The following is a 13,765-nucleotide window of genomic DNA, read 5'->3' as shown; positions in this document are numbered from 1 at the left end:
CTGCCTACAGCATTATCTTAAATATATTTTCGCACCACACCATCATCTAGTAGTTGTTGAAAGTGTTCAACAACACTTGATTCGATGTCTCGATACTGAATCCCAAGTTCTTGTTGGCTCTTTTGTGCATTAAAATAAATTGGATAGCCCATATTTAGTTCAACAAATGATCTGGAAAACCCAGCCAATGGTCCAAATAATTTAAACGCTGTTTTAGGCAATTGATTTCGCGGGAAAGGAAATTTATTGCCAAAACTCTGACGTAAGATTTTCCCCATTTCCAATAAACTTAAAGTGCCGCCGCTAATAATATAACGTCCTTTTGCATTGGCATTAGTCGCAGCTTGAATGTGCGCATCTGCGACATCACGAACATCAACGATTCCATTCCACATCGGTGGCACACCGAGCAAGGTCATACCATTGGCAAATTGCTGTAAGACTTCGACACTGCCTGATTGAGTATTTGCGGTTAATGAAGGACCCATGACCAGCGCTGGATTAATACAGACCAAATCCCAGCGATTTTGCTGTTCAGCCATTTCCCAAGCTTTACGTTCTGCTGCGACTTTTGAATAAGGATAAGGTTGGTGGGTTTCATTACTGGTATTGTTCCAGTGACTTTCATCAAACTCATTATTTGATGTATTTAGAATTTCGACAGCATCGCCATAGGTTGATGCAATGCTTGAGGTGAGAACCACACGTTTTACCGATTCAGTACGGTTTACGCTGTCCAATACGTTTTCTGTTCCAATCACGGCAGGTTCAATAATATCTTTGACCGCATCTTTGTAGTTGGTGACAACAAAAGGAGAGGCAGTATGAATGACCACTTCACAACCTTTCATTGATTCATCAAATGCACCTGATTCGAGTAGGTCTGCTTTAAAAAAGTGGATTTGCCCAGATGACTGCTCAGCGAGATCATAAAGATGTTGAATTTTATTCTTCTTTGACGGGTCTCGAACGGTTGCATGAACAGTATATCCTTGATTTAGGAGACGCTCAATAATCCAACCCGCAATATAACCTGTCGCCCCAGTGACTAAGATTGGTTTACTTTTATCCATTTTGTATATCCACATCGTGTTTTTGTAAATGATTCTATTTAACCAGTTTTATGTGAACATACAACTATTGAATGATTTTTTTTAGCTATTTTGATCAAATCATGAATTGAATAAGAAGCATTGCCAATCGTTACAAAAAACAAAATATAGCGTTTTGAGTGAAATCATGGTGATACAAAAGGGTTCATCCACTGCAAAGGCTTATTTTATTTCAATAAATTGGGTTAATTAGAACTGTAAATGCGTATGTTTCTCATTTTAATTTTATAAAAATCATAAACTTACACAATTATAATTTTGCAATTAAACTCTAAGTTGCTCATAATAAATGTATTCGAAAGGAGTAAGTATTATGCGTGGCAATCCAGAAGTCATCGACTATTTAAATATGCTCATTGGCGGTGAATTGGCTGCTCGTGATCAATATTTAATTCATTCAAGAATGTATGAAGATTGGGGTTTGAGTAAGATTTATGAACGCATTGATCATGAAATGCAGGAAGAAGCTTCTCATGCTGATGCAATCATTCGTCGAGTTTTGTTTTTGGAAGCAAAACCGAATATGAACCGCGAAGACATCAATGTGGGTACAGATGTTGTGAGCTGTTTAAAAGCAGATTTAGCGCTTGAATATCATGTTCGTGAGAAACTTGCGGTTGGTATTAAGCTATGTGAAGAAAAAGGCGATTATATTAGCCGTGATATGTTGCGCCAGCAGCTTTCTGATACTGAAGAAGATCATACCTATTGGTTAGAAAAGCAATTGCGTTTAATTGAATTGATTGGTTTGCAGAACTATATTCAATCGCAAATGTAAGATTTATAGATCAAAAAACTCAGCTTAATCGCTGAGTTTTTTTTTGTGATTTATTTCTTTTGAGCAGTGTTTAAATCTTTCAATACTTGATCCGCATGGGTCTGTGTATTCACACTGGTATAGTGATACAGAATCGCACCTTGTGGATCGATGAGAAAACTTTCTCGTTTCGCGATTTTGGTTATGCCTAAATTTCTGACGATGCCAAATTTACTGGCGAGCGTGCCTTTTTCATCAGCCAAAATTGGGAAGGGTAAGCCTAACTTTTCAGAGAACTTTTGATGCGAAGCAACGTCATCTAAACTCACGCCCAATACAACCGCATTCGACTTTAAAAATTGTGGATAGAGTGATTTAAATTGGTTGGCTTCTTCAGTACAGCCTGCGGTGTTATCTTTAGGGTAGAAATAGAGTACCACCCATTTGCCTTTATATTGGCTTAAGGTATGCCATTTTCCACTTTGATCTTGTAGTTTGAAATCAGGCGCAGATTGTCCGACCCATTCTTTTTGGGGGGTATTTTGCTTAGAAAATAAGGTATTTTGTGCGCTACTTAAACTTGGCGCACTAAGTAAAATAAGAGAGCTACATAGAATAAGAACTTTGGATTTTATCGTAGCCATTATCTTGATCTCAAAGTGTGGTAGACGCTTACTTTAGCAAATTTAAAAATTTGATGTGCGAGTAAATTCTTTACAGGGCTTTTGATTGTTTTATATAGTTGAATTTAAATGAAGTATAACTAAAAGGAAAATAGAGTGGATGTCGGTGCAGTGTTAATTAAATTGAAGCAAGACACGCTAGCAAATGTCGATGCTTGGAAAATAGAAATTGAACAACGAAAAGATGAAGCCATTCAAACACTCCAAGCCGAAGGTGTGAAAATAGAATCTTGGTTCCATCTTGAACTTGATGGAAATAATTATCTACTTGCATATATGCGTGCAAATGATATTGCACATGCTCAACAAGTCGCACGCAACAGCCCTTTCGAAATTGATAAAGTTCATAAACAGTTTAAACAAAATTGGGAACGTGTCATTCCTGCGACATTATTGGTTGATTTGGAAAATAATGATTAGAAAAAACAGGTTATAATTTTGAAAGTTTGCATAATTGGGTCATAAGGTGAAGCACAAGATTTTACTCATCACAGGATGGGGCGGTGGCGTTGAATTATTAAAACCTTTACATGATGCTTTAGCGCAACAAGGACATGAGGTTGAGCGAATCAATATTTTTAATGCTTTTGATGACGGTGTCTTAGAACAGCATATTGAACTTGCACGAAAATATGATGTGATTGTGGGATGGTCTTTAGGCGGTGAACTTGCAACATTGTTGGTCAATTTGATTCAGCAGCAATATACAGAGCAAAAGGTTTTAATTACGCTAGCTTCAAATCCGTGTTTTGTCGCCCAAGAAGATTGGATGACGGCGATGCCAGTCGAGACTTTTATGCAGTTTAAGCAGTCATTTGAGCAAGATGCGATTACCACCTTAAAACGGTTCGGACTACTGGTATGTCAAGGTGCAAGTTCTGCGAAAAAAGATTTTTTGGCAATGCAAAGATTGATTCAGCCGCAACCGATTGCATTACTTAAGCATGGGTTACAATTGTTGGAGCAGTTAAATCTGGTCAATATCTATAAAAATTATCAAGGTGTCCAGTTGCATGTGTTTGCAGAGCATGATGCTTTAGTTCCTTACCAAGTTATGCAGAATATCCGTAATTTGGCTGCAAAGAATCAATCTGTTGTTTCGGTTGGTGGTGCATCACATGGTTTCCCATGTTTTATGGTGAATGAAACTGTGCAAATAATTGAGGATTTTCTTAAACAGACGGTTTAATCTTGTTGAGAAATGAAATTTCTCGCAATGTATTTTAGATTTTGACAGGTTTAATATATTAATAAGTTTAGCTCTAAATATTTAACCAGAAACTTGATACGCGGAAACGTCATCCACAACCTGCGCGGTATCAATAAAATGTGATTTCTGCGATTAAATTAAAAATATGATGAAGGTGAACAGGTTTTGTGGATGACAAATGGTTTTGCCTACTTTTCCCGAAAGAAAAGTAGGTCGAGCCGAAGGCTTATACTGGAAATGAATGAGCACTCGGCAAGACCCCGATATAACTAAGATTTAATTTAACGAATGAGGAATAGGGGATGACCGATTTATTTGATTTAGAACATATATGGCATCCTTATACTTCGATGTTAAATCCACTACCAACGTTCAAAGTCAAACGTGCTTATGGGGCGACTATTGAGTTGGATGATGGTCGCACTTTGATTGATGGTATGTCTTCATGGTGGTGTGCGATTCATGGTTATAACCATCCTGACCTGAACCAAGCCGTTACTGATCAATTGCAGAACATGGCGCATATTATGTTTGGCGGTTTTACCCATGAACCAGCGATTGAGTTAGGCAAATTACTTTTAAACATTACCCCGCCGAGTTTAGATAAAATCTTCTATGCAGATTCAGGTTCGGTTTCCGTTGAAGTGGCTTTAAAAATGGCGGTTCAGTACTGGACTGCGTTGAATCAACCTGAGAAAACCAATTTTATTACCACGCGTTCTGGCTATCACGGTGACACTTGGAATGCGATGTCGGTCTGTGATCCTGTCACGGGGATGCATCAGATTTTTGGTAGTAGTTTACCGAACCGAATTTTTGTGCCTGCACCGCAAAGTCGTTTTGATGGTGAGTGGAATCCACAAGACATTCAAGAACTCAAACAGCAAATTGAACAACATCATCACAGTATAGCTGCCCTGATTATTGAACCGATTGTGCAGGGTGCAGGGGGGATGCGGTTTTACCATCCTGAATATTTGCGCCAAGCCAAGACGTTGTGTGAGAAGTACAATTTATTGTTGATCTTTGATGAAATCGCAACAGGTTTTGGTCGTACGGGCAAAATGTTTGCTTGGGAACATGCGCAAGTTGAACCTGATATCATGTGTATTGGCAAAGGTTTAACGGGTGGCTACATGACTTTATCTGCGACCCTAACCACCAAAGAGGTGGCTGAAACCATTAGTCGTGGTGAGGCTGGCGTGTTTATGCATGGCCCAACTTTTATGGCGAATCCTTTGGCTTGTGCAGTTGCACTTAAAAGTACACAACTATTAGTTTCTCAAGATTGGCAAAGTAATATCCAGCGCATCGAAAATATTTTAAATCAGCAACTCAATGCGTTAGCTCAGCTTGATCATGTCTCAGATGTACGTGTTTTAGGCGCGATTGGTGTGGTTGAATTGACCTCTAACGTTGATATGAAAACCTTACAGCAGCAATTTGTTGAGCGTGGTATTTGGGTGCGACCTTTTGGAAAATTGGTCTATGTGATGCCACCGTATGTCATCACTGATGATGAGCTGCATTATTTATTAGCGCAGTTGAGTGAAGTCGTTAAAAATATGCAAGGAGAAAATGCTAATGTCCTTGCTTGATCATTATGCCGAGCAGCTTGACCAGCTCAAACAGCAAGGCAATTTTCGTCAATTTACCTCGAATCAACAGCAAGGCAGATGGATTACGATCCAAGATCGAACCATGCTGAATCTAGCCTCGAATGACTATTTGGGTTTGGCGGCTGATTTAAGTTTAAGAGAGGAATTTCTCGATACTTTACAAATAGAACGGGCATTGTTTAGTTCATCTTCTTCGCGTTTACTTACAGGTAATTTTGCAGAATATGAGCAATTTGAAAATAGCCTAAGCAAAGCTTTTGGTCGAGCTGCCTTACTTTTTAATAGTGGCTATCACATGAATATCGGCATTTTACCTGCTTTATGTGATAGTAAAACTGTGATTTTGGCGGATAAACTGGTGCATGCCAGTATGATTGATGGTATTAGACTATCCAACGCTCAGTATGTGCGTTATCGTCATAATGATTTGCAACATCTGGAACAGTTATTGCAAAAGTATCAACAAGATGAGCAAGTTGAACGTATTATTGTGGTGACTGAAAGTATTTTTAGTATGGATGGTGATGAAACCGATTTAGCTGCATTGGCTCAGTTAAAACAACGTTTCCATAAAACCATGCTATATGTTGATGAAGCTCATGCCATAGGTGTGAGAGGTGAGCAAGGACTAGGTTGTGCTGAGCAATATGGGGTACTGGATCAGATTGATTTTTTAGTCGGAACCTTCGGTAAGGCGATCGCCTCTGTGGGAGGTTATATTATCTGTGATCCAATTATCCGTGATTATCTGATTAACAAAATGCGCCCGCTGATTTTTAGTACTGCATTACCCCCGATTTCGATGGCGTGGTCAGATTTTATATTTCACAAAGTTTTGAGCATGCAGCAACAACGTCAACACTTGGCTGAAATCAGTCAATATTTACAGCAGGCGGTGATTACGAAAGGGTTTTCAAGTCCATCAAGTAGTCATATCATTCCGATTATTGTCGGCGAAAGTCAGGCAGCGATTGAAAAAGCGAAATATGTACAGCAGCAAGGCTTTTATGCCATGCCCGTACGTCCGCCGACTGTCCCGCAAAATAGTTCGCGCTTACGCATTTCATTGACTTCTCTGGTGCAAAAAACTGAATTGGAACAATTGGTGGAGTGTTTGTGAGTTTAAATAAAACACTGGTCGCGCAGCGCTTTGCCAAAGCTGGGCAAAGTTATGTTGAACATGCTGTGGTACAGAAGCAGATTAGTGAACAGCTATTTGAATATCTCAAAAAGCATTGTCCCGAATCTTTAGCCTCAGTACTTGAGATTGGTTGTGGTTCTGGTAATTTAACCGATTTATTCCAATCCTATTTTCAGGTTGAACAACTGTTTTTAAATGATTTATATGAAGACGTGCAGCAGCATTTTGCTGATGTGGAATCCCCTCTAAATCTCCCCTTTACAAATGGGAGACCTGAAGTTAATTGGTTGATTGGTGACATTGAACAACTTGCTTTACCAACATCATTAGATGCCGTTATTTCCAGTTCAGCTTTGCAATGGATGGTTGATCTTCCTGCATTATTGCAACGGATTCATACCGCATTAAAACCAAATGCATATTTCGGTTTCTCTACATTTGGGGCAGAGAATTTAATTGAGATCAAGCAACTGACTGGACAAGGTTTGAATTATTATTCTTTAGAGACCTTGCAACAACAATTAGAAGAAAATGGTTTTGAGATTTTATTGATACAGCAAGAGCAAAAGCATCTGTATTTTGATCAGCCTAAAGCAGTTTTACAGCATCTAAAAGCGACAGGCGTGACCGCGACCGCAAAATCGCATCGCTGGACCAAGCAATCCTTACAACAGTTTTATTTAGATTATCAACAGTTTCATGATGAGCAAGGTTATCGACTGACTTACCATCCTATTTATCTGATTGCGCGGAGAACAGCATGAGTGCAGCAATTTATTTCGTCAGCGGTATTGATACAGAAATTGGTAAAACCTATGCCACAGGTTATCTCGCCAAGCTTTGGACCGAACAAGGGCAACGCGTTATTACCCAAAAGCTGGTACAAACGGGCAATGTCGATGTTTCAGAGGACATCGAAAAACACCGTGAAATCATGGGGAGTGGGTGGTTTCAAGAAGATCATGACAAACTGACCATGCCTGAGATTTTTACTTATCCAGCATCACCGCATTTAGCCACGCGTTTGGATGGGCGTGAGTTAGATTTCGCCAAGATTGAAGCTGCAACTAAAGAACTTACTCAGCGTTTTGATGTGGTGTTATTGGAGGGTGCTGGTGGTTTAATGGTGCCTTTAACCACAGAGTTATTGACCATTGATTATATTGTGCAGCATCAATTTCCTGTGATTTTGGTGACTTCTGGGCGTTTAGGCAGTATTAATCATACTTTATTAAGCTTGGAAGCATTAAAACAGCGTGGTTTGAGTTTGTATGCTTTGGTGTATAACTTAAAAGATCAATCGAAAGACCCATTGATTTCTAAAGATACGGCGGATTATTTAAAGGCTTATTTAGCAAAGCATTTTCCTGATGCAAAATGGCTGGAGTTGGAAAAATTCGACGAAAGCACAAAATAAAAAAAGCTAACAAGCGCACTTGTTAGCGGAGGAGGAACTTAGAATTGTGAAGCCTAATTTATAGTGTTTATTTTTCTAGTTATTACTCACGATCCCAATTTTAGTGACTTCACTTTGCTGGGCTAATGCCATCACCATCGCAATATTTTTATATTCTGCTTGAGGATCAGGTTTAAATTTAATTTGATCCTGATCTGTTTTTTGTGCAACAGCGTCAAACAAAGCCTTTAATGCCTGTCGATCAGCAACCGTTTGATCATTCCAAAAAATCTGACCTTGTGCATCAACTCTAAGATTGATGGTTTCAGGTGGTTTTTGATCTGTTGGCGGTGGAGGCGTACCATTTGGTAAATTAATATTAATGGCGTTGTTTGGGATCGGAATCGTGATGATGAACATGATCAATAACACCAGCATGACATCAATCAATGGCGTCATGTTGACGTCAAGCATGACATCATCTTCACTACTTTTTGGACCAACATTCATACCCATGGCTAACTCCTTATCGTTTGATTAAGGTGAACTAGGCGGAGTAGTGACAAATGCAATTTTGCCAATACCCGCTTGTTGGGTGGTACTAATCACCTGATCAATCGCTTCATAATGCGTGAGTTGATCGCCACGGATATGAACCTCGGGTTGAGGGCGCTTTTGCGCCTCAACTTGTAAACGTGCAAGTAATGTTTCTTTATCTGCAACGTTTTGTTCATTCCAAAAAATATCGCCAGTTTTATTGACTGAAAGTTGGATATTTTGAGGTGTGGTGGCATAAGGCGTATTTTTTTCTTCAGGAAGTTTCACAGGCACTGTGTGTGTGACAACTGGAACAGTGATTAAAAAGATAATCAGCAGAACCAGCATGATATCAACCAACGGTGTTGTGTTAATCGTACCAATGACATCATCGTCATCTTGGCCAGAATTCATCATCATGCCCATAATCGTATTCCTTATTTAGAATCACGGTTTGGGTGATTGCCATTTAGTTCACCACTCAATAAAACAGCATGTAAGTCCGAACCAAATGAACGGACGTTGTCCATCACCGCTTTATTACGGCGAGTAAGCCAGTTATAGCCAAGTACCGCAGGGACTGCGACGGCTAAACCAATTGCGGTCATAATTAGTGCTTCACCAACAGGTCCTGCGACTTTATCAATCGATGCTTGCCCTGAGATGCCGATGGCTGTCAGGGCGTGATAGATTCCCCAAACTGTTCCAAATAACCCAACGAAAGGCGCTGTAGAACCAACCGTTGCGAGAAATGCCAAACCATTACCTAAATGGCTTTGTACTTTTTCAATTGCACGTTGGATCGAAATGGTTACCCAAGTGTTGAAATCAATTCTTTCTAATAAAGAGCCATCATGGTGTTTGGTTGAGTGGATTCCTTTTTCAGCGATATATCGATAACTACTGCTGGGATTTAAACTGTCTTTGGCACTATTGAGCGTATCTGCTTCCCAAAAATTACGTTCAGCTTCTATACCGTGGCGTTTAACTTTACTTTGTTGGAATACTTTAGAAAAAATGATGTACCACGTACCAATCGACATCAATACCAAAATAAACAGTGTTGTTTTGGCAATAACATCACCTTCACGCCAAAGTGCTTCTAAACCATAAGGGTTATAAGCTTCTTGTTCAGTTGCTGGAAGTGGAGGAGGTGTTGCTGTCGTTTGCGTGGTTTCATCCGCCACGACTGTGGTTACAGGCGTTGTTTGGGCGGTTTCTTCTGCCCACACTGTGCCCAATGGGAGTAAAGTGCTGGTTGAAATTAAACCAATAGCCGCGAATCGAGCGATATATTTTGCTGTTTTATTCATTTCAAATTCTCCAAAAAATTTGTTTAATTCATTCATTTGTTTAAGTAATTGTGAATGGGTATTCGATTTCGTACCATTCTTGTTGGGGGACACCGTCTTTCATGGCAGGTGTAAACGAACATAAGCTGTATGCTTTGATCGCGGCTTTATCTAAGCTTTTGCTACCGCTAGATTTTGCGACTTTTGAATCAATTACCTTGCCTGAAGCATCGACCAATACACGCATCCGTACCGTACCTTCTTCTTCATTCATTAAAGCTTCACGTGGATAGTCAGGTTTTTTACAACCTACGCTACCTTCGGATACCCCACGTGAAATCCCAGCGGGTTTGGGTGCAGGAGCAGGTGCGGCGATTGGTGCTGCAACAGGACTCGGACTGGGTGCTGCGACAACAGGCGTAGCTGTAGGAGTCGCAACTGCATTTTGTACAGGTGGCGTAGGCGTTGGTTTGGCAACAGGTGTTACTTTTTCCACTTGTTTAGGCGGATCAGGCATTTTTGCCACTTTCTCTACCATTTTTGGTGGTTCAGGTGGTTTTTCCTCTAGTTTTGGTGGAGGTGGTGGAGGGGGCGGTTCAATATCTTGAATAATCTGTAGTTCGACAGGTTTCTCGACAGGCTTGATCGTTGCAGTCGTTAAACTTGTTACTAAAATATAGGCGATCACGAGATGTAGAAATAAAACCGCACCAAGACCGATGAAACGTTTGGCAGATTGATTTTCATTCTCAGCAAAGGGTATGCCCATAATTGCTCCTGAAATTGTAATCGTCGATCCATACATAAATTTGAAAATGAAAACTCTGATTTATGTCATGCAAGTAAATGTTGTTTTGGGATCAGCGGATCACGGTAGATCACTACAGCATCCGAAAATCATGCTGTAGTGATGTGCATATTAAAATTTGAAAGTGCTACGAACGAAGTAAGTTCGACCCAGTACATCTGCGTATCGAGGGTCATAACCCATTTGGAAGTTATCCAGTACATTTGATGCAGGGGGAGCTTCATCAAACATATTTTTGACACCTAGCGTAAGCTCTAAATTTTTAAAGCCTTTATACGTTCCTGATAGGTTATAGGTGGTGTAGTCACTGACTTTATGGTTTTGACCACTGGCATTTTGATCTTTGTAACCTTTAGAGAAACTTTGCTGTAAGTTCAGTGCCCAATTTTCATAGCGCCAATCTAGATTTGCGGTGTGCTTCCAACGCAAAACAATGGCTTGATAATCCAGACCTGCATAACTACCTGCAACACCTACCCATGGCATCCCTTTATCTTCTTGATATTGGTAATCTGTTATATAGGTACCATCAATATTAAAACCGAGCTGACCTGTGCTGGTCATTGGAGAGCGCCACGCCATACCGACATCAAATCCTGAAGTTTTGATACCGCCTAAGTTTTGTTTGGTTGTAATGATGTGGTGGAGTGAGCCATCTGCATTGCGGACAAATTTATCTGCATATTTTTCTGGGTCGCCGAAAATGGCCGTCTCGGAAATCGCTGTAATCTGATTTTTAACCTTGATATCAAAATAGTCTAATGTGAAGACTAGGTTTTTGGTTGGCTGAAAGACCAGACCTGCTGTAATCGAATCTGATTTTTCTGGCTCTAAGTCTTTGTTACCACCATCTTGACGATCAAACTGCATACCACAATCGCGGGCAGGGAGAGCACCAGCGGCGGGAACACCATTCGGGCATAGAACAGGATCGTTGTAAGTTGCTTGCGTATTGGTTAGCGAATTGGGTGAATGCATTTCTGCGAGTGTTGGTGCTCTAAAGCCTTTGGTATAGCTTGTTCTGAACATCAATTGTTGAATTGGCTCCCAGCGAAGGGAAAACTTAGGATTAAAGGTACTTCCAAAATCACTGTAGTCGTCATAACGAGCAGCAAGTTGTGCTTCTAAAGTTTTGTGCAATGGAACATGTAGTTCTGTAAAAACCGCTTTAATATTTCGAGAACCTTCATTTATTGGTTCATTTGGATCTACACCTGTACTTGGTGCAACACTCGCAATCTCAGAAATGGTTTTTGATTGCCAATCATCTTTGCGATAACTTGCACCAATCGCAAGTCCTACATCACCTGCTGGCAAAGTGTAAATGGGGCGACTTGCAGTAAAATCGATCGTTGTTGAATCTAATTTTGCGTCTAAATATTTACCTTTTACCCCTAAGCTACTCCATACATCTCCATCTTCAGCGGCTTGTGGTCCAAATGGGTTCAACGTGCCATTGAGTAAAGCTTCCGCTGTTTTATCATAATTTAGATATCCATTTACAATATTATCTGCTGCGTTACTACGTGCATAGGTTACGCCGGTATTGATATCCCAGCCATAAGCATCACCTTCAATACCTGCAAAGATACGATGTGAATCATTGACGCTATTACTGACACGATTCCCTGCTTGAGAACGAAGATAAAGTTCTAATGGACCATTCACGCCATCCATTGCTGGGGTTATGCCTTTGCCTGGATAATATTTGCTTGAAGGATCTAGAGGTAAATCAAAAAACACATCTGGTGCAACAGACGTGGTGACTTCATTCCGTGCATATACATATTCGCCAATGGCATTAAAGTTATCATTTAACTTTGCGGTGACTCGTCCCATGACAGAGATATCTTCTGTTTTAGGAACGATGCCAATGACGGCTTGACTGTTATAACGACAGGTTTCACCTTTGGCTGTTACCAGTGGGTTATCGCCACAACCGATATTTGCATAGGGATTACCAAAAACTTGTGATTCAGGATCATATAAGTTCGCTGGGAATGAGCCACTGCTGGTTCTGTCCACACCGAGTTCTGGCAATACACCGCCACGACGACTGACCTTACGGTCTTTTGCCATGACATCTTCACCACGGCGATAATCAATCACACCGAACGCGTTGAATCCATTTTCATCGAGATCACCAAAACCACCAAAAATTGAATAGCTTTGTTTCTCACCGCCTTTTTGTTCGGGCTTTTGATAGTCAGTACTAAAATTCAAGCCATTAAACTGCTTTTTAGTAATGAAGTTAATCACCCCACCGATCGCATCAGTTCCATAAACTGCTGAAGCACCATCTCTTAAAACCTCAATCCGATCTAGCATCGCAAGGGGGATAATATTTAAATTTGTGACGCCACTATCATAGGCATTTGCTGCAAGACGTCGTCCATTCAATAACACTAAAGTTTTATTTGCACCTAAGCCACGCATATTTGCTGCAGATCCCGATGTTCCGCTCGAGCCTACATTAGATGCTGTAACAAAGTTGGATTGGTTGGCTGTGATTTTAGATAAGGCCTCCTCAGTGGTGGTGATCCCTTGCTTCAGAATTTCATCGACTTTTACGATCGTGATGGGAGAAGCACTCTGCGCTGCAACACCTTTGATCGATGAACCCGTGACTGCAACTTTTACGACTTTGGTCGCTTTCTCATCTGTGGGTGACTCTGTTTCGGCCGCATGGGTCATTGTTAAACACAACATACTTAGGCTCAGGGTACTGAGTTTTAGTATGCTTTTGCTCGCTTTTGGCAGAGCACTAGATTGAACGAAATTGGTATTTTTCATTGAATTTATAACCCCTAAATAGACGGTCACTCTAAAGAATGAACAAAATCGTTTTAGCAAGACATGTGCCAAATACTGTTTTTAGGTCTCAATTGGTCTAGATTAAATTGTGTAAAAGCGTTCTAGTTTTATCTAATAAGCGTTTCATATTTTTACTAATTATTAAAAAACAATGAATATACAAAAAATATTTTTATTGTCATTTTTCTACAACAATCATGATTTTTTATATCGCATTAAAATGAATCAGGATGTTTAGGGGTTGCTTTTATTTGGTGCGGAACAATATTTATTTATTTAAAATTATGCATTTGTATTTTTTTGTTTTCTGAAGCGTGAATTAATATCAAAAAATGATCTTTGCATAATATTACTTTTAATTAACATGCAGAAATCCATATTTTTAGACTACTTATT

14 protein-coding genes are annotated in these 13,765 nt (G+C 40.0%); 7 read left to right on the top strand and 7 right to left on the bottom strand.

What is annotated here, in order from left to right; genetic code table 11:
* Window positions 1–17 precede the first annotated feature (17 nt).
* Window positions 18–1,073 (bottom strand): aldehyde reductase, encoded by a 1,056-nt coding sequence (locus MMO38_RS05705; RefSeq protein ID WP_241322877.1) that lies wholly within the window; start codon window positions 1,071–1,073, stop codon window positions 18–20.
* 352 nt (window positions 1,074–1,425) lie between these two features.
* Here MMO38_RS05705 and bfr point away from each other — a divergent pair, with 352 nt between their 5' ends.
* Complete coding sequence (gene bfr, locus MMO38_RS05700; RefSeq protein WP_004669950.1) at window positions 1,426–1,890, top strand: bacterioferritin; 465 nt, start codon at window positions 1,426–1,428, stop codon at window positions 1,888–1,890.
* A 50-nt stretch (window positions 1,891–1,940) separates the two neighbouring features.
* Here bfr and MMO38_RS05695 read toward each other — a convergent pair whose 3' ends face one another.
* Window positions 1,941–2,516: a peroxiredoxin gene (locus MMO38_RS05695; RefSeq protein WP_241322945.1), complete on the bottom strand. Its 576-nt coding sequence runs from the start codon at window positions 2,514–2,516 to the stop codon at window positions 1,941–1,943.
* Between the two features lie 132 nt (window positions 2,517–2,648).
* Between MMO38_RS05695 and MMO38_RS05690 the strand changes: the two genes are divergently transcribed.
* From MMO38_RS05690 to bioD, 6 genes are all read left to right on the top strand, one after another.
* Entirely contained in the window at window positions 2,649–2,972 is a 324-nt protein-coding gene (locus tag MMO38_RS05690) for a DUF6176 family protein (RefSeq protein WP_241322876.1), read from the top strand.
* A 34-nt stretch (window positions 2,973–3,006) separates the two neighbouring features.
* Window positions 3,007–3,741, top strand: coding sequence for a hydrolase (locus tag MMO38_RS05685; protein WP_241322875.1), 735 nt, complete (start codon window positions 3,007–3,009; stop codon window positions 3,739–3,741).
* 323 nt (window positions 3,742–4,064) lie between these two features.
* The gene (gene bioA, locus MMO38_RS05680; RefSeq protein WP_241322874.1) at window positions 4,065–5,360 is read left to right on the top strand and encodes an adenosylmethionine--8-amino-7-oxononanoate transaminase; all 1,296 of its coding nucleotides are present in this window, start codon (window positions 4,065–4,067) and stop codon (window positions 5,358–5,360) included.
* A complete protein-coding gene (locus MMO38_RS05675) occupies window positions 5,347–6,501 on the top strand; it encodes an 8-amino-7-oxononanoate synthase (protein ID WP_241322873.1) in 1,155 nt (384 codons plus the stop codon). The genes bioA and MMO38_RS05675 overlap by 14 nt, the downstream gene beginning before the upstream one ends.
* Window positions 6,498–7,286 carry a malonyl-ACP O-methyltransferase BioC gene (gene bioC / locus MMO38_RS05670; RefSeq protein WP_241322872.1) on the top strand — a complete coding sequence of 263 codons (789 nt, stop codon included), beginning with the start codon at window positions 6,498–6,500 and terminating at the stop codon, window positions 7,284–7,286. The genes MMO38_RS05675 and bioC overlap by 4 nt, the downstream gene beginning before the upstream one ends.
* On the top strand, window positions 7,283–7,939 hold the full coding sequence (gene bioD, locus MMO38_RS05665) for a dethiobiotin synthase (protein ID WP_241322871.1): 657 nt from the start codon (window positions 7,283–7,285) through the stop codon (window positions 7,937–7,939). The genes bioC and bioD overlap by 4 nt, the downstream gene beginning before the upstream one ends.
* A 75-nt stretch (window positions 7,940–8,014) precedes the next feature.
* Here bioD and MMO38_RS05660 read toward each other — a convergent pair whose 3' ends face one another.
* The 5 genes from MMO38_RS05660 to MMO38_RS05640 form a co-directional block, all read right to left on the bottom strand.
* The gene (locus tag MMO38_RS05660; protein ID WP_241322870.1) at window positions 8,015–8,434 is read right to left on the bottom strand and encodes a biopolymer transporter ExbD; all 420 of its coding nucleotides are present in this window, start codon (window positions 8,432–8,434) and stop codon (window positions 8,015–8,017) included.
* Between the two features lie 21 nt (window positions 8,435–8,455).
* Window positions 8,456–8,881: a biopolymer transporter ExbD gene (locus MMO38_RS05655; RefSeq protein WP_004669976.1), complete on the bottom strand. Its 426-nt coding sequence runs from the start codon at window positions 8,879–8,881 to the stop codon at window positions 8,456–8,458.
* Between the two features lie 11 nt (window positions 8,882–8,892).
* Window positions 8,893–9,768, bottom strand: coding sequence for a MotA/TolQ/ExbB proton channel family protein (locus tag MMO38_RS05650; protein ID WP_241322869.1), 876 nt, complete (start codon window positions 9,766–9,768; stop codon window positions 8,893–8,895).
* A 40-nt stretch (window positions 9,769–9,808) separates the two neighbouring features.
* The gene (locus MMO38_RS05645; RefSeq protein ID WP_241322868.1) at window positions 9,809–10,516 is read right to left on the bottom strand and encodes a TonB family protein; all 708 of its coding nucleotides are present in this window, start codon (window positions 10,514–10,516) and stop codon (window positions 9,809–9,811) included.
* Between the two features lie 150 nt (window positions 10,517–10,666).
* On the bottom strand, window positions 10,667–13,348 hold the full coding sequence (locus tag MMO38_RS05640; RefSeq protein WP_241322867.1) for a TonB-dependent receptor: 2,682 nt from the start codon (window positions 13,346–13,348) through the stop codon (window positions 10,667–10,669).
* Between the last annotated feature and the right edge of the window lie 417 nt (window positions 13,349–13,765).

The sequence above is a fragment of the Acinetobacter sp. NIPH 1852 genome (assembly GCF_022549455.1).
Taxonomy (GTDB): Bacteria; Pseudomonadota; Gammaproteobacteria; order Pseudomonadales; family Moraxellaceae; genus Acinetobacter.
Note: the sequence above shows the minus strand (reverse complement) of the source record. Positions and strands in the feature narration are given on the sequence as shown.

What these genes read in the sequence shown, in the direction of transcription:
- MMO38_RS05655 (WP_004669976.1), bottom strand. Translation starts at nt 8,881, where the DNA reads ATGGGCATGATGATGAATTCTGGCCAAGATGACGATGATGTCATTGGT.
- MMO38_RS05640 (WP_241322867.1), bottom strand. Translation starts at nt 13,348, where the DNA reads ATGAAAAATACCAATTTCGTTCAATCTAGTGCTCTGCCAAAAGCGAGC.
- bfr (WP_004669950.1), top strand. Translation starts at nt 1,426, where the DNA reads ATGCGTGGCAATCCAGAAGTCATCGACTATTTAAATATGCTCATTGGC.
- MMO38_RS05650 (WP_241322869.1), bottom strand. Translation starts at nt 9,768, where the DNA reads ATGAATAAAACAGCAAAATATATCGCTCGATTCGCGGCTATTGGTTTA.
- bioD (WP_241322871.1), top strand. Translation starts at nt 7,283, where the DNA reads ATGAGTGCAGCAATTTATTTCGTCAGCGGTATTGATACAGAAATTGGT.
- bioA (WP_241322874.1), top strand. Translation starts at nt 4,065, where the DNA reads ATGACCGATTTATTTGATTTAGAACATATATGGCATCCTTATACTTCG.
- MMO38_RS05645 (WP_241322868.1), bottom strand. Translation starts at nt 10,516, where the DNA reads ATGGGCATACCCTTTGCTGAGAATGAAAATCAATCTGCCAAACGTTTC.
- MMO38_RS05675 (WP_241322873.1), top strand. Translation starts at nt 5,347, where the DNA reads ATGTCCTTGCTTGATCATTATGCCGAGCAGCTTGACCAGCTCAAACAG.
- MMO38_RS05660 (WP_241322870.1), bottom strand. Translation starts at nt 8,434, where the DNA reads ATGGGTATGAATGTTGGTCCAAAAAGTAGTGAAGATGATGTCATGCTT.
- MMO38_RS05705 (WP_241322877.1), bottom strand. Translation starts at nt 1,073, where the DNA reads ATGGATAAAAGTAAACCAATCTTAGTCACTGGGGCGACAGGTTATATT.